This is a genomic window from Ramlibacter montanisoli, from assembly GCF_013087525.1.
GTDB lineage: Bacteria > Pseudomonadota > Gammaproteobacteria > Burkholderiales > Burkholderiaceae_C > Ramlibacter > Ramlibacter montanisoli.
Map to the genome: position 1 here is coordinate 1 of NZ_JABFCS010000001.1, position 15,338 is coordinate 15,338.

Annotated in this window: 9 protein-coding genes and 5 pseudogenes; 6 read left to right on the forward strand and 8 right to left on the reverse strand. The window is 67.0% G+C overall.

Features of this window, described 5'->3' with window-relative positions:
- Nucleotides 1–219 precede the first annotated feature (219 nt).
- The 3 genes and pseudogenes from HK415_RS24160 to HK415_RS00010 form a co-directional block, all read right to left on the reverse strand.
- Entirely contained in the window at nt 220–729 is a 510-nt protein-coding gene (locus HK415_RS24160) for an FAD-dependent monooxygenase (RefSeq protein ID WP_309246796.1), read from the reverse strand.
- Entirely contained in the window at nt 618–980 is a 363-nt protein-coding gene (locus HK415_RS27500) for an NAD(P)-binding protein (protein ID WP_253261994.1), read from the reverse strand. The genes HK415_RS24160 and HK415_RS27500 overlap by 112 nt, the downstream gene beginning before the upstream one ends.
- A gap of 54 nt (nt 981–1,034) precedes the next feature.
- Nucleotides 1,035–1,487: pseudogene (locus HK415_RS00010) on the reverse strand (VOC family protein); the annotation flags it as partial.
- 242 nt (nt 1,488–1,729) lie between these two features.
- Between HK415_RS00010 and HK415_RS00015 the strand changes: the two are divergent.
- The 3 genes and pseudogenes from HK415_RS00015 (at nt 1,730) to HK415_RS00025 (ending at nt 4,198) form a co-directional block, all read left to right on the forward strand.
- Nucleotides 1,730–2,152 (forward strand): rubrerythrin family protein, encoded by a 423-nt coding sequence (locus HK415_RS00015; RefSeq protein ID WP_171556308.1) that lies wholly within the window; start codon nt 1,730–1,732, stop codon nt 2,150–2,152.
- A 104-nt stretch (nt 2,153–2,256) separates the two neighbouring features.
- Nucleotides 2,257–3,608 (forward strand): annotated as a pseudogene (locus tag HK415_RS00020) ((Fe-S)-binding protein).
- Nucleotides 3,609–3,613: 5 nt separating this feature from the next.
- Nucleotides 3,614–4,198 (forward strand): DUF3501 family protein, encoded by a 585-nt coding sequence (locus HK415_RS00025; protein ID WP_171562992.1) that lies wholly within the window; start codon nt 3,614–3,616, stop codon nt 4,196–4,198.
- 14 nt (nt 4,199–4,212) lie between these two features.
- Here HK415_RS00025 and ugpQ read toward each other — a convergent pair whose 3' ends face one another.
- The 5 genes and pseudogenes from ugpQ to ugpB all read right to left on the reverse strand — a co-directional run bounded on the left by ugpQ (nt 4,213) and on the right by ugpB (nt 9,147).
- Nucleotides 4,213–4,947, reverse strand: a complete 735-nt coding sequence (ugpQ, locus tag HK415_RS00030) for a glycerophosphodiester phosphodiesterase (RefSeq protein ID WP_171556309.1) — start codon at nt 4,945–4,947, stop codon at nt 4,213–4,215.
- A pseudogene (locus HK415_RS00035) lies at nt 4,944–5,953 on the reverse strand (sn-glycerol-3-phosphate import ATP-binding protein UgpC). The gene ugpQ and the pseudogene HK415_RS00035 overlap by 4 nt, the downstream one beginning before the upstream one ends.
- An 8-nt stretch (nt 5,954–5,961) precedes the next feature.
- Nucleotides 5,962–6,816, reverse strand: a complete 855-nt coding sequence (gene ugpE / locus HK415_RS00040) for a sn-glycerol-3-phosphate ABC transporter permease UgpE (RefSeq protein ID WP_171556310.1) — start codon at nt 6,814–6,816, stop codon at nt 5,962–5,964.
- A gap of 1 nt (nt 6,817) precedes the next feature.
- Nucleotides 6,818–7,699 (reverse strand): sn-glycerol-3-phosphate ABC transporter permease UgpA, encoded by an 882-nt coding sequence (ugpA, locus tag HK415_RS00045; RefSeq protein WP_171556311.1) that lies wholly within the window; start codon nt 7,697–7,699, stop codon nt 6,818–6,820.
- 134 nt (nt 7,700–7,833) lie between these two features.
- Nucleotides 7,834–9,147 carry a sn-glycerol-3-phosphate ABC transporter substrate-binding protein UgpB gene (gene ugpB, locus HK415_RS00050; RefSeq protein WP_171556312.1) on the reverse strand — a complete coding sequence of 438 codons (1,314 nt, stop codon included), beginning with the start codon at nt 9,145–9,147 and terminating at the stop codon, nt 7,834–7,836.
- 185 nt (nt 9,148–9,332) lie between these two features.
- On the opposite strand from ugpB, the pseudogene HK415_RS00055 reads away from it, so the two are divergent.
- From HK415_RS00055 to HK415_RS00065, 3 genes and pseudogenes are all read left to right on the forward strand, one after another.
- Nucleotides 9,333–13,224 (forward strand): annotated as a pseudogene (locus HK415_RS00055) (DUF3683 domain-containing protein).
- A 50-nt stretch (nt 13,225–13,274) separates the two neighbouring features.
- A pseudogene (locus HK415_RS00060) lies at nt 13,275–13,655 on the forward strand (HIT family protein); the annotation flags it as partial.
- A 139-nt stretch (nt 13,656–13,794) separates the two neighbouring features.
- On the forward strand, nt 13,795–15,168 hold the full coding sequence (locus HK415_RS00065) for a FecR family protein (RefSeq protein ID WP_171556314.1): 1,374 nt from the start codon (nt 13,795–13,797) through the stop codon (nt 15,166–15,168).
- Nucleotides 15,169–15,338 lie beyond the last annotated feature (170 nt).

The window sequence follows — 15,338 nt, forward strand, 5'->3', positions numbered from 1 at the left end:
TGACCACCTTGGCAGATCGCCCATGAAGAACACGCGGCCGTGGCGCATGCGGTCGACGCATTCGCTGCGGTAGGCATAGGGCCTGACCCACACGATCTCGACGCCGGCGTCGGACCGAACTGGCGCGTGAGGCGTTCGCGCACGACTTCCTCGCGGCTCACTTCCGCGGGTCGGCATCCGGCGCCATCTGGTAAATGATGCGCCAGACGTTGTCGCCCATCAGGTGCTGCCACACACGGCGCGGTTGTCATTGAAGGGCGCCTCGATCCAGGTATGCCGCTCCACCGGCGGGTGCTTGCGGAAGCGCACGTCGGCGATGCACCAGCGGTCGTCGCCCTTCTTCGCCGTCACCGAGGCGCCCACCCACTGGCGGAAGGGACTGTGGCTGCCGGCGGCGTCGAGCACGTAGTCGGCGCGCAGCTGGTGTTCGCCGGCCGGCGTGGCCACCGTCAGCAAGGCGCCTTCGCCGTCCTGCCGGAAGGCGGTCACGCAGTTCTTCCAGCGCAGCTCCACGTTGCCGAGCTCGTAGATGCGCTCGACCAGGTAGCCCTCGATGTAGAACTGCTGGATGTTGATGAAGGGTGGCTGCGTCGACAGGTTGAAGGCGCTCTGCTGCTTCAGGTCGAAGGAATACACCTCGTCCTTGCCGGCGAAGGTGCGGCCCACGCTCCACTGGATGCCCTTGGCGGCGATGCGCTCGTACACGCCCAGGCGCTCGAAGATCTCCAGCGACTTCTGCGTAGCAGATGCCGCGCGAGGATGCGCCCTTGACGCCGACGGTGTTGTCTCGTCCAGCAGCACGGCCTGATGCCGTACTGGGCGAGGGCGCAGGCCGCGGTCAGCCCGGTGATGCCGCCGCCGACGATGACGACCGGATGGTGGCTGGGCTCGCCGGCCGCGATCTCCGGAGGCTCCCGGATATTCCGGCAGCTCGTATTCCGTGCAGCGTTGCCGAAGCCGGTGCCCTGGCTCTCCGCCAACTGTCCTCCTAGCCGTTGCCGAAGCCGGTCTCTTCTGCGGTCAGGGCTCCGCCATCGTGCCGTGAGTTCCAGGCGGATGCCGTTGGGGTCGAAGAAGTAGATGCTGTGGAAGATGTGGTGGTCGGTGATGCCGAGCACCTCGATCCCGTGCGCTTCCAGCCGCGCCTTCATGTCCTTCAGCGCCTGGATGTCGTCCACGCGGAAGGAGACGTGGTTCACCCACTTGGGCGTGTTCGGGGAGGGCTCGCAGGCCTGGTCGTCGCCGAGGTCGAAGAAGGCGATGAACGAGCCGTCCTGCAGCCGGAAGAAGAAATGCGTGTACGGGCAGTACTCGCCGGTGCTCGGCACGTAGTCGCTCTGGATGATGTGGTACAGCGGCAGGCCGAGGATGTCCTCGTAGAAATGCCGGGTCTCCTCGGCATCCCGCGCCCGGTAGGCGTAGTGGTGCAGTTGCTGGATCGGCGCGGGCGCGGGCAGGGCGCCCGGGCTCTTGAGGACGGCGGCCATCGTGTCTCCTGTCGTTTACCAATGCGTAATGCGTTTACTGTACCGTAATGCCGGGGCGAGTCGACCCGGCGGCGGGCGCTCTTTGAGATCGGTTATCAACTGGACCTTGTTCATAGCCATGCTGCATGGAGTGCATTGAGCCTGGCTATTAGACGCCGCCGCCGGGCCTCACTACGCTTGCAGCGTCTCCGGCGCCGCCGGGGCGCGACGCTTTGTCTTCATTCACCTCGAAGGAGAACCCCATGGCCGCATTGAAAGGCTCCAAGACGGAAGAGAACCTGAAGGCCGCCTTTGCCGGCGAGTCCCAGGCCAACCGCCGTTACCTGTACTTCGCAAACAAGGCGGACGTCGAAGGCCAGAACGACGTGGCGGCGCTGTTCCGCTCCACGGCCGAAGGCGAGACGGGCCACGCGCACGGCCACCTGGAATGGCTGGAGCAGGTGGGCGACCCGGCCACTGGCCTGCCGATCGGCAGCACGCGCAACAACCTGAAGGCCGCCGTGGCCGGTGAAACCCACGAGTACACCGACATGTACCCGGGCATGGCCAAGACGGCACGCCAGGAAGGCTTCGACGAGATCGCCGACTGGTTCGAGACGCTGGCCAAGGCGGAGCGCTCGCACGCGAACCGCTACACCAAGGCCCTGAACGAACTGGCCGACTGAACCCGGTCTCCTCACTTCCTCCCTCCCCCCTCGGGGGAGGGCTGGGGGGGGCAGCGCGCGGCGTGCTCCAATTCCAGCCCTTACAACAACGCGAAGTACCACCCATGGCCGTCCGCGAAGGCAGTCTCGAGGCGCCCACGCGCCACCCCATCGACTGGAAATCCCCGGGTACTACGACGAAGGCGCGACCTTCAAGCGAGCTTGAGCGCATCTTCGACATCTGCCACGGCTGCCGCCGCTGCGTCGCCCTGTGCGGCGCCTTCCCAACGCTGTTCGACCTGGTCGACGAGGGCAAGAGCGGCGAGGTGGACGGGGTCGAGAAGAAGGACTACTGGAAGGTCGTCGACCAGTGCTACCTGTGCGACCTCTGCTACATGACCAAGTGCCCTTACGTTCCGCCGCACGAGTGGAACGTGGACTTCCCGCACACCATGCTGCGCGCCAAGGCCATCAAGTTCAAGAACGGCGGCGTGGACTTCGGCTCGAAGTTCCTGTCGTCCACGGACGTCCACGGCAAGTTCGCCGGCATCCCGATCGTGGTGCAGGCGGCCAACGCGGTGAACCAGACCAGGCCGATGCGGGCGCTGATGGAAAGCACCCTGCACGTGGACCGCAACGCCTGGCTGCCCTCGCTGGCTACACGCAAGTTCCGCAGCGCGGCGCCCAAGGCCGCCGACCTGCCGGTGAAGAACGGCGAGCGCACGCCGGGCAAGGTCGCGATCTACGCCACCTGCTACATCAACTACAACGAGCCCGGCATCGGCCTGACCTGCTGAAGGTCCTTGCGCACAACGACGTGCCCTACGTGCTGGTGGAGAAGGAGCAGTGCTGCGGCATGCCCAAGCTCGAACTCGGCGACCTGGATTCGGTGGACGCGAGCAAGCGCGCGAACATCCCGGTGCTGGCGAAGTACGCGCGCGAGGGCTACGCCATCCTCTCCGCCGTGCCCAGCTGCACGCTGATGTTCAAGCAGGAGATCCCGCTGATGTACCCCGACGACGCCGAGGTGCAGGCCGTCAAGGAGGCGATGTGGGATCCCTTCGAGTACCTGGGCGCGCGCCGCCGCGACGGGCTGCTCAAGACGGAGTTTCCCAAGCCGCTGGGCAAGGTGAGCTACCACGTCCCCTGCCACACGCGCGTGCAGAACATCGGCCGCAAGACCGAGGAGTTGCTGAAGATGGTGCCCGGCACCTCGGTGCACACCAACGAGCGCTGCTCCGGGCACGCCGGCACCTTCGGGGTGAAGAAGGCGTACCACGAGGTCGCGATGAAGATCGGCAAGCCGCTGTTCAAGCGGATGGCGGAGCACCCGGAGGGCGGCGCGCCCGACTACATCGCGTCCGACTGCCCGCTGGGCGGCCACCACATCCGCCAGGGCTTCGACCGCAACGGACTGGGCACGCCGCAGCTGGAGCACCCGATCACCCTGGTGCGCATGGCCTACGGACTGGAGTGAGCATGATGCAGACCACCGGCAAGATCACCGCCGACAGCCTGATGACGCTGGAGGCCTATGCGAAGTGGCGCAAGCACCACCACGCGGAGCTCGTCGCGCACCGCAAGCTGCGCGCCGTCCCGCTGGGCGAGCACGTGTCGGTGCAGTTCGAAAGCGAGCTGACCATGCGCTACCAGGTGCAGGAGATGCTGCGCATCGAGAAGATCTTCGAGGAGGAGGGCATCCAGCAGGAGATCGATGCCTATGCGCCGCTGGTGCCGGACGGCAGCAACTGGAAGGCGACGATGATGATCGAGTACCCCGACATCAACGAACGCAAGCGCGAGCTGGCGCGGCTGATCGGCGTGGAAGACCGCATGTTCGTCGAGGTGGAAGGGCACCCGCGCGTCTACGCGATCGCCGACGAGGACCTGGACCGGGAGAACGACGAGAAGACCTCGGCGGTGCACTTCCTGCGCTTCGAGCTCGCGCCGGCGATGCGGCAGGCGGTGAAGGCGGGCGCGGCGGTGAAGCTCGGGTGCGACCACACGAACTATCCGGCGCACGTGGCGATCGCGCCGGAGACGCTGGCTTCGCTGGCGGGGATTTGAAATAGGGCTGTCGCTCAGGCCGGCGAGAACAGGTCCACCCGGTCCGTGATGATCCCGTCCGTGCCCAGCGCGATCAGCCGCTGCGCCGCCCACTCGTCGTTCACCGTGTAGCTCAGGGTGCGCAGCCCCAGGCCCTTGGCCTTGGCCACTGTCGCCGCGTCCCACAGCGCGTGGTTGCACACCACCGCCACGCACTGCAAGCTGCTGCGCATGGTCCCAGCAGCCATCCCACAAGGTGTCCAGCAGCAGGCCGCGCGGCAGTTGCGGCTGGCCTGCAGGGCCGCCTGCAGCGACTCGGGACGGAAGGACGTGAGCAGCGGCGGCAGCTCGGTGCCGCGCCAGATGCGCTCGGCGTGGTTCGCGACCACTTCGCCGGTCTTGGCTTCCAGTCCCGGCGTCGGCTTGATCTCGATGTTCAGGAAGAAGCCGTTGGCCAGGCAGTAGCGCCCGATGTTCTCGAACGTCGGCAGCGGCTCGCCCGCATGCGCGCGCGAGTGCCAGCTGCCGGCGTCGAGCCGCGCCAGCTGGTCCCAGGGCTGGTCGCCGCCGAGGCCGATGCCGTTGGTGGTGCGCTCCAAGGTCGCGTCGTGCATCAGGAAGGGGACGCCGTCCGCCGACAGCTTCACGTCGCACTCGAACATGCGGTAGCCGTTTTCCGCGCCGAGGCGGAAGGCAGCCAGCGTGTTCTCCGGCGCCAGCCTCCCCGCGCCGCGGTGCGCCACCCAGCGCGGATAGGGCCAGGCCTTCATGCCGAGATGCGCTTGCCGCTGTCCGCGTCGAACCAGTGCAGCCGGTCCTCGCGGGGCTTCACGTGGATCACCTGGTCGGGGCGGGGGAGGGCTGGCCTTCCTCGATCCGCACGATCAGCTGCTCGCCGTTGACCCGCCCGTACACCAGGCGTTCGGCACCGAGCAGTTCCACCGTCTCGGTGCGCACTTCCCAGCCGGCGTCGCCCACGTCCAGGTGCTCGGGCCGGATGCCGGTGATGGCGCCGCGGCGGCCGCCCTGCACGTCCTTCAGCAGGTTCATGGGCGGCGAGCCGATGAAGCTGGCGACGAAGGTGGAGGCCGGCCGGTGGTACACCTCCTCGGGCGTGCCGAACTGCTCCATGTTGCCGGCGTTCATCACGATCATGCGCTGCGCCAGCGTCATGGCCTCGACCTGGTCGTGCGTGACGAACAGGGAGGTGATGCCCAGCTCGCGGTGCAGCTTCTGGATTTCCAGCCGGGTCTGCGCGCGCAGCTTGGCGTCGAGGTTGGACAGCGGCTCGTCGAACAGGAAGACCTGCGGCTGGCGCACGATCGCGCGGCCCATGGCGACGCGCTGCCGCTGGCCGCCGGAGAGCTGGCGCGGCTTGCGTTCGAGCAGGTGCCCCAGTTCGAGGATGCCCGCGGCCTTGTCCACGCGCGCCTTGATCTCGGGCACCGGCACCTTGCGGATCTTCAGGCCGTAGGCCATGTTGTCGAACACGCTCATGTGCGGATAGAGCGCGTAGTTCTGGAACACCATGGCGATGTCGCGCTCGGCCGGTTCCAGCTCGTTGACCACGCGGTCGCCGATGGCGATCTCGCCGCCGCTGATCTCCTCCAGGCCGGCCACCATGCGCAGCAGCGTGGACTTGCCGCAGCCGGACGGCCCGACGATCACGATGAACTCGCGGTCGGCGATCTCCGCGTTGATGCCGTGGATCACCTGCAGGGCGCTCTTGCCCGTGCCGTATTTCTTGATGACGTTGCGCAGGGAAATGGAAGCCATCTGTGTTCTTACTTTTCGGTGTCGACGAGGCCCTTGACGAACCACTTCTGCATCAGGATCACCACCACCGCCGGCGGCAGCATGGCGAGGATGGCCGTGGCCATCACCACGTTCCACTCGATGTAGACCTCGCCGAACAGCAGGCGCTTGATGCCCATGACGATGGGGTACATCTTCTCGTCGGTGGTCACCAGCAGCGGCCACAGGTACTGGTTCCAGCCGTAGATGAACTGGATGACGAACAGGGCCGCCATCGAGGTCTTGGACAGCGGCAGAAGCACGTCCTTGAAGAAGCGCATCGGCCCCGCGCCGTCCATGCGCGCGGCCTCCACCAGTTCGTCCGGCACGGTGAGGAAGAACTGCCGGAACAGGAAGGTCGCCGTGGCGGACGCGATCAGGGGCACCGTCAGGCCCGCCATCGAGTTGAGCATGCCGAGGTTGGAGATCACCTCGTAGGTCGGCCCGATGCGCACCTCCACCGGCAGCATCAGCGTGACGAACACCATCCAGAACACGATGTTCTTGGCCGGGAAGCGGAAGTACACGATCGCGAAGGCCGACAGCAGCGAGATGGCGATCTTGCCGATGGCGATGATCAGCGCGCTGGCCAGGCTGATGCCCATCATGGGCAGGGCCGGTGCCACGGTCGCGCCCGCCTCGGTCTTGCCGCCGAAGAGCGCGAAGCGGTAGCTCTCCACGATGTTGTTCCCCGGCAGCAGCGAGATCGGGTTGCTGGAGCTGATCTGCTGCGCGGTCTGCGTGGAGCCGATGAAGGTGACGTAGATCGGGAAGAAGACGATCACCACCCCCAGGATCAGGATCAGGTGGGTGAAGAAATCGAGGATGGGGTTGCGCTGGACCATGTCAGTAGTGAACCTTCTTCTCGACGAAGCGGAACTGGATGACGGTGAGCGCGACCACGATCACCATCAGCACCACCGACTGCGCGGCCGACCCGTTGATGTCCATCGCCTTGAAGCCGTCGTAGTAGACCTTGTAGACCAGGATCGAGGTGTCCTTGCCCGGGCCGCCGTTGGTGGCCGCGTCCACGATCGCGAAGGTCTCGAAGAAGGCGTACACGACGTTGATCACCAGCAGGAAGAAGGTCGTGGGCGACAGCAGCGGCCACACGATGCTCCAGAAGCGCTTCCACGGCCCGGCGCCGTCGATGGTCGCCGCCTCGATCAGCGAATGGGGGATCGACTGCAGGCCGGCCAGGAAGAACAGGAAGTTGTACGAGATGTGCTTCCAGATCGCCGCCATCACGATCAGCGCCATCGCGTGGTTGCCGTTGAGGAGGTGGTTCCACTCGAAGCCCATCTCGATCAGCGCGTAGCGGATCGCGCCGTAGGGCGAGGCGAACATCATCAGCCACAGCACGCCGGCCACCACCGGGGCCACCGCGTACGGCCAGATCAGGAGGGTCTTGTAGATGCCGGCGGCGCGCACCACGCGGTTGGCCATCACCGCCAGCAGCAGCGAGATGGCCAGGCCCCCGACCGCCACCAGCACGGAGAAGATCGCCGTGATGCGGAAGGAGTCGAGGTAGCCCGGGTCGGTGAAGAGGCGGCGGAAGTTCTCGAGGCCGACGAACTCGCTGGTGGCGCCGAAGGCGTCTTCCTGCAGCACGCTCTGGTACAGCGCCTGGCCGGCGGGCCAGAAGAAGAACACCAGGATGATGGCCATCTGGGGCGCGATCAGCACCCACGGCAGCCATGCCGACTTGAACAGGACCCTCTTCTCCATGGCGGCGTATTGTGTATGAGTTGTGGCGTCCGTCATTCCCGCGCAGGCGGGAATCCAAGGCTTTCATCAAAAAGGCCCCGCGGTGCGGGGCCTTCACAACGTTCTTGGGTCCCCGCCTGCGCGGGGATGACACTTCAGGACTTGTTGGCTTTCTGGAAGCGCTCCAGCTGCTCGTTGCCCCGCTTCACCGCGTTGTCCAGGGCTTCCTTGGCCTGCTTGTTGCCCTGCCACACGCCTTCGAGTTCCTCGTCGATGATGGTGCGGATCTGGACGAAGTTGCCCAGGCGCACGCCGCGCGACTTGTCCGTGGTCTTGCGGACCATCTGGTTCACCGAGACGTCGTAGCCCGGGTTCTGCTTGTAGAAGCCGGCCTTCTCGGTCAGATCGAACGAGGCCTTGGTCACCGGCAGGTAGCCGGTGCGCTGGTGGCTGGCCGCCGCGACTTCGGGCTTGGACAGGTAGTTCAGGAAGTGCGCCACGCCCTTGTATTCCTCGGGCTTCTTGCCGGCCATCACCCAGATGCTGGCGCCGCCGATGACGGTGTTCTGCGGCGCGCCGGGGACGTCCGGGTAGTAGGGCAGGGTGCCGATGCCGGCCGCGAACTTGCTGTTGCGCTTCACGCCGCCGGACAGCGCGGAGGAGCCGGTGATCATGGCGCATTCGCCGGACACGAAGGTCGCGTCGGCCTTGTTCTCGCGGCCCTTGTAGACGAACAGGCCGCTCTTGGCCATGTTGGCGAGGTTCTCGACGTGGCGCACGTGCAGGGGGCTGTTGAAGGCCAGGCGCGTGTCGGTGCCGCCGAAGCCGTTGTTCTTGGTCGCGTACAGCACGTTGTGCCAGGCCGAGAAGCTCTCCAGTTGCGTCCAGCTGATCCAGCTGGTGGTGAAGGGGCACTTGTGGCCCGAGGCCTTCAGCTTGGCGGCGGCCAGCGCCACTTCGGGCCAGGTCTTGGGCGGGCTGTCCGGGTCCAGGCCGGCGGCCTTGAAGGCGTCCTTGTTGTAGTGGAAGACCGGCGTGGAGCTGTTGAAGGGGTAGCTGAGCATCTGCCCGTTCGGTGCCGTGTAGTAGCCGGCGACCGCGGGCACGTAGATGCTGGGGTCGAACTTCAGGCCGGCCTGGTTCATCACCTGCGCGACCGGGACGATGGCGCCCTTGGCGGCCATCATGGTCGCGGTGCCGACCTCGAAGACCTGGATCATGTGCGGCGCATTGCCGCCGCGGTAGGCGGCGATGCCGGCGGTCATGGATTCGGCGTAGCTGCCCTTGAAGGTGGGCACGACCTTGTAATCCTTCTGGCTGGCATTGAAGTCCTTGGCCAGGTCGTTCACCCATTCACCGAGCGCGCCGCCCATCGAATGCCACCACTGGATCTCGGTCTGTGCCTGGGCGGGTGCCGCGGCGAAGAAGGCAGCGGCGGCAACGGCCAGCGCGGGGAACTTGAATTTCATCTGGATCACTCCTGTTCGAATGCGTGAAGCCCGTAACTCTACGGTTTTCGTGTGACGCGGATTAGACAGGCGCCCTCCGGCAGCAACAAGCGGGTTTCCCATGACCGTCGGGGCCTGTGGCTTGCTGCACTGCGGTAACATCTCCCCTCAGCCGTGCACCTGTTGGCTGACATTGCACTGACACGATGAACGCGCCAACGACACTCGAACAACTGATGGCTGCGGTGGACGGCGACGCGCCGCGCCTGCGCGAGATCCCCTACAACTACACCTCGTTCTCGGACCGCGAGATCGTGCTCCGGGTGCTGGGCACGCGCGGTGGGAAGTCCTGAACCGGCTGCGCGAGGAGCGCCGCACCGGCCGCTCGGCGCGCATGCTGTACGAGGTGCTGGGCGACATCTGGGTCGTGCAGCGCAATCCCTACCTGCAGGACGACCTGCTGGACAACCCCAAGCGCCGCCGCATGCTGGTGGAAGCGCTGCACCACCGCCTCTCCGAGATCGGCAAGCGCCGCGACCCGCAGGCGGACCCGCAGCGCGACGGCCTGGTGGGCGAGCTGCTCGAGGCCGCGCAGGCCGCGGTGCACCACTTCGACCAGGCCTTCGGCGAGACCGCCGGGCTGCGCACGCGCACGCAGCGGCTGCTGCGCAAGTACACGGCCAAGGACAACATCAAGTTCGACGGCATGTCGCGCGTCTCGCACGTGACCGATGCGACCGACTGGCGCGTCGAGTACCCCTTCGTGGTGCTCACGCCCGACACCGAAGCGGAGATGGCCGGCCTGGTGAAGGGCTGCATCGAGCTGGGGCTGACCATCATCCCGCGCGGCGGCGGCACCGGCTACACCGGCGGCGCGATCCCGCTGACGTGGAAGAGCGCGGTGATCAACACCGAGAAGCTGGAAGCGATGACCGAGGTGGAGCGTTTCTCCATCCCCGGCCATGCGGAGCCCGTGGCGACCGTGTGGACGGAAGCGGGCGTGGTGACGCAGCGCGTGTCCGATGCGGCCGAACGGGCCGGCTTCGTGTTCGCTGTGGACCCGACCTCCGCCGAGGCGTCCTGCATCGGCGGCAACATCGCGATGAACGCCGGCGGCAAGAAGGCCGTGCTGTGGGGCACGGCGCTGGACAACCTGGTGTCCTGGCGCATGGTCACGCCGGATGCGGAGTGGCTGGAGGTGGTGCGCCTGGACCACAACCTGGGCAAGATCCACGACGCGCCGGTCGCCAGCTTCGAGCTGCGCTGGTTCCCGGCCTCGAACAGGATCGACTGGAACAAGCCGGCGCGCACCGAACGCCTGGAGATTCCGGGCTCGCGCTTTCCGCAAGGAAGGCCTGGGCAAGGACGTCACCGACAAGTTCCTGTCCGGCCTGCCCGGCATCCAGAAGGAAGGCTGCGACGGCCTGATCACCAGCGCGCGCTGGGTGGTGCACCGCATGCCGCAGCACACCCGCACCGTGTGCCTGGAGTTCTTCGGCAACGCGCGCGATGCCGTGCCCAGCATCGTCGAGATCAAGGACTTCATGTTCGCCGAGCAGCGCCGCAGCGGCGTGGTGCTGGCGGGCCTGGAACACCTGGACGACCGCTACCTCAAGGCGGTGGGCTACGCCACCAAGTCCAAGCGCGGCGGCCTGCCCAAGATGGTGCTGGTGGGCGACATCGCCGGCGACGACACCGACGCGGTGGCGCGCGCCACCTCGGAAGTGGTGCGCATCGCCAACTCGCGCAGCGGCGAGGGCTTCATCGCCATCAGCCCGGAAGCGCGCAAGAAGTTCTGGCTGGACCGCAAGCGCACGGCGGCCATCAGCAAGCACACCAACGCCTTCAAGATCAACGAGGACGTGGTGATCCCGCTGCCGCGGATGGCGGAATACACCGACGGCATCGAGCGCATCAACATCGAGCTGTCGCTGCGCAACAAGATCCAGCTGGCCGACGAACTCGAACTGTTCTTCGCGCGCGGCCGCCTGCCCCTGGGCAAGCAGGACGACGCCGGCGAGATTCCTTCCGCCGAACTGCTGGAAGACCGCGTGCAGCAGGCGCTGGCCCTGGTCCGCGAAGTGCGCGCGCAGTGGCAGGACTGGCTGGACCGGGTCGAGCCGCTGTTCCCGCAGCTGCAGGACCACAGCCTGCGCGCCAGCTGGAAGACGCAGATCCGCGGTCCGCTGGCCGCGATCTTCGCCGGCAACGCCTTCGCGCCCATCCTGGCCGAGGTCAACGCCATCCACCAGCGCGTGCTCAAGGGCCGCGTGTGGGTGGCGCTGCACATGCACGCCGGCGACGGCAACGTGCACACCAACATCCCGGTCAACAGCGACGACTACGCGATGCTGCAGACGGCGCACGAGGCCGTGAAGCGCATCATGGCGCTGGCGCGCTCGCTCGACGGCGTGATCTCCGGCGAGCACGGCATCGGCATCACCAAGCTGGAGTTCCTGACCGACGAGGAGATCGCGCCCTTCGCCGACTACAAGCAGAGGGTGGACCCGGAGGGCCGCTTCAACCGCGGCAAGCTGCTGCGGCGCGCCAGCGTGGGCAAGGTCGCCGCCGACACCTCGGTGTACGCGGACCTCACCAACGCCTACACGCCGTCCTTCGGCCTCATGGGCCACGAGTCGATCATCATGCAGCAGTCGGACATCGGCGCGATCGCCGATTCCATCAAGGACTGCCTGCGCTGCGGCAAGTGCAAGCCGGTGTGCGCGACGCACGTGCCGCGCGCCAACCTGCTGTACAGCCCGCGCAACAAGATCCTGGCCACCTCGCTGCTGGTCGAGGCCTTCCTGTACGAGGAGCAGACGCGCCGCGGCGTGTCGATCAAGCACTGGGAGGAGTTCGAGGACGTCTCGGACCACTGCACGGTGTGCCACAAGTGCCTGAACCCCTGCCCGGTGAAGATCGACTTCGGCGACGTCACCATGAACATGCGCAACCTGCTGCGCAAGATGGGCAAGAAGAGCTTCCGTCCGGGCAACTTCGCGGCCATGCTGATGCTCAACGCCACCAACCCGGAAAGCATCAAGGCGATCCGCGCGCTGGTGGTGGGCATCGGCTACCGCGCCCAGCGCATGGGCAACAACCTGCTGCGCGGCCTGGCGCACCTGCAGGTCAGGCGCCCGCCCGAAACGCACGGGACGGCGCCGGTGAAGGAGCAGGTGGTGCACTTCATCAACAAGAAGCTGCCCGGTGGCCTGCCGAACCGCACCGCGCGCGCTGCTGGACATCGAGGACAAGGACTACGTACCGATCATCCGCGACCCGAAGGCGACCACCGCCGAGACCGAGGCGGTCTTCTACTTCCCGGGTTGCGGCTCCGAACGCCTGTTCTCGCAGGTGGGGCTGGCCACGCAGGCGATGCTGTGGCACGCCGGCGTGCAGACCGTGCTGCCACCGGGTTACCTGTGCTGCGGCTATCCGCAGCGCGGCTCCGGCCAGTTCGACAAGGCCGAGAAGATGATCACCGACAACCGGGTGCTGTTCCACCGCGTGGCCAACACGCTGAACTACCTGGACATCAAGACGGTGGTGGTCTCCTGCGGCACCTGCTACGACCAGCTGCAAGGCTACGAGTTCGACCAGATCTTCCCGGGTTGCCGCATCATCGACATCCACGAGTACCTGCTGGAAAAGGGCATCAAGCTGGAAGGCGCGGGCGGCTACCTGTTCCACGACCCCTGCCACTCGCCCATGAAGTTGCAGGATCCGATGAAGACGGTCAAGGCGCTGCTGGGCGAGAACGTGCGCAAGTCCGAGCGCTGCTGCGGCGAGTCCGGCACGCTGGCCGTCACGCGGCCGGACATCTCCACCCAGGTCCGCTTCGCAAGGAAGAGGAACTGCGCAAGGACGAGGCCGCGCTGCGCCTCGGGCGCGGTGGGCGAGAAGGACAACATCAAGATCCTCACCAGCTGCCCGAGCTGCCTGCAGGGCATGCACCGCTACAGCCACGACCTGCAGAACGGCCTGCTGGAAGCCGACTACGTCGTCATCGAGATGGCCAACAAGATCCTCGGCCCGGACTGGATGAAGGATTACGTGAAGGCCGCGAACAACGGCGGCATCGAACGGGTGCTGGTGTGAAGGAGCCGGGTTGCGCGCTGTGCGACGCGCCCGGCGGGCGCGTGGTGGTGCAGGCACCCCGCTGGCGCGTCATCCACGCTGAGGAAGCGGGCTTCCCCGCCTTCTACCGCGTGGTCTGGCAGGACCACGTGCGCGAATACTCCCAGTTACCCACGGCCGAGCGGCATGCGTGCATGGACGTGGTGACGACGGTCGAGGAGTGCCTGTTGCGGCACCTGGCCCCGGCCAAGGTCAACCTGGCAACCCTCGGCAACGTGGTGCCCCACCTGCACTGGCATGTCATCGCCCGCTTCGACTGGGACAGCCACTTCCCCGGTCCGGTCTGGGCCGCGCCACAACGCACTGTGGACAAGGAGCGTCTCGCCGGGGTCGCCGCCAGGCTTCCCGCCCTCGAACAGGAGCTCCTTTCCCTCCTGCCGCGCAGCGCCTGAAAATCGCACGGGCTCGTGAAATCCGGCACGACGGCCGGCCGGCTCTCTCCCGAGAGAGCCGGGCCGTGTCCACAGCGACCGTGTATAACCGCTGGAGTTCAGGATTCCGGTTGCAAGACCGGTTACCGGAGGTTCCTCGATGCTTGCCGCCCAACGTCGATTCCCATGGCTGGCGCCCCTGGCCGTCGCCGGCCTGCTGCTGGCGTCCGGCACGGTCGGCGCCCAGTCGGCGGGTGAAGTCGAGTTCTCGCGCGGCGTCGGCTTCGCCCAGACCCCGGGCCAGGCGCCCCGCACTCTCGGCCGCGGCCTGCCGCTGCGCGAAGGCGACCGCCTGACGACGTCCGAGGGCGCCTCGGCCATCATCAAGCTGCAGGACGGCACCCGCATGACGGTGCGGCCGAATTCCGAGCTGGTGCTGCAGCAGTACCAGTTCCGCGAGAACGCGCCCGACAACAGCTTCCTGATGCAGTTGGTGCGCGGCGGCTTCCGTGCCGTCACCGGCATCATTTCCAAGAATTCGCCCAACGCGGCGCGCATCCAGACCAACACCGCCACCATCGGCATCCGCGGCACCGACTTCGACGCCCGCGTGTGCCGCACGGACTGCGCGCAGGAGTCGAACCAGATCCAGGAATCGGCGCGGCCCAACGCGGTGCAGGCCAGCGCGAAGATCGTCAACGCGCAGGGCGAGATCTTCGCGGTCGATGGCGCCGGCACCCGCCGCCGCCTGGTCAACGGCGCCGGCGTGTATCCGGGCGACCTGGTCGAGACGGCGCGCGGCGCGCAGGCGGTGCTCGCCTTCCGCGACGAGACGCGCATCACCCTCGGCTCGCAGACGCGCTTTCGCGTCGACAACTTCGTCTACGACAGCAGCAACGCGGAAGACGGCCGCTTCCTGGCCTCGGTCCTGCGCGGCTCGGTGCGGGCGCTCACCGGGCTGATCGCGCGGGCCAACAACCGCAACGTGGGCTTCAGCACCGCCACCGCCACCATCGGCATCCGCGGCACCGGCTTCGACGTGATGTGCACCGGACCCTGCGCCGGCGAACCGGAGGAACCGGGCACCGGCTTGACCCTGTGGTCCTGGCTGGGCTCCATCGCCGTGACGCCCAGCGGCCAGACCGCGCTGCAGGTGCTGCAGGCGGGCCAGGGCCTGTTGATCACGCCTTCGTCCATCCTGCCGGTGCAGGCCCCGCCCGACATCGAAGGGCCGCGTCCGGACCAGGTCAACGTGCCGCCCAAGCTGTTCGCCAGCGACAACGTGCCCGAGGCCTCCGAAGGCCTGTTCGTGTTCGTGCGCGACGGCCACATCGAGATCGCCAGTGCGACCGACATCCTGCACCTGGGGCGCGGCGAGGCGGGCTTTGCCGGCAACAACGGCGAAACCGCGCGGCCGAACCTGATCCCCAAGTTCATCGACTTCGACCGGATCCCCCTGCCGACCTCGCGCAACCCGCTGTTGACGAGCATCCTCGCCGAGTCCGGCGTGCGCAGCGGCAACGTGTGCAAGTAGCGCCCAGCCGCGGGTGACAGATTGTTTTCCCGCAGCGAGAATGGCCGACCCCAGAAGAACGAGCGGCACAGAAACATGATCGGCACTGCATCGCCGCGGCCTGCGCGGCACGCCCTGCTTGCACTTTGCGCGCTGGCCGCGGGCTCTGCCCATACGCAGACGCCGCCTCC

What these genes read in the sequence shown, in the direction of transcription:
- HK415_RS00015 (WP_171556308.1), top strand. Translation starts at nt 1,730, where the DNA reads ATGGCCGCATTGAAAGGCTCCAAGACGGAAGAGAACCTGAAGGCCGCC.
- ugpB (WP_171556312.1), bottom strand. Translation starts at nt 9,147, where the DNA reads ATGAAATTCAAGTTCCCCGCGCTGGCCGTTGCCGCCGCTGCCTTCTTC.
- HK415_RS00025 (WP_171562992.1), top strand. Translation starts at nt 3,614, where the DNA reads ATGCAGACCACCGGCAAGATCACCGCCGACAGCCTGATGACGCTGGAG.
- ugpQ (WP_171556309.1), bottom strand. Translation starts at nt 4,947, where the DNA reads ATGAAGGCCTGGCCCTATCCGCGCTGGGTGGCGCACCGCGGCGCGGGG.
- HK415_RS00065 (WP_171556314.1), top strand. Translation starts at nt 13,795, where the DNA reads ATGCTTGCCGCCCAACGTCGATTCCCATGGCTGGCGCCCCTGGCCGTC.
- ugpE (WP_171556310.1), bottom strand. Translation starts at nt 6,816, where the DNA reads ATGGTCCAGCGCAACCCCATCCTCGATTTCTTCACCCACCTGATCCTG.
- ugpA (WP_171556311.1), bottom strand. Translation starts at nt 7,699, where the DNA reads ATGGAGAAGAGGGTCCTGTTCAAGTCGGCATGGCTGCCGTGGGTGCTG.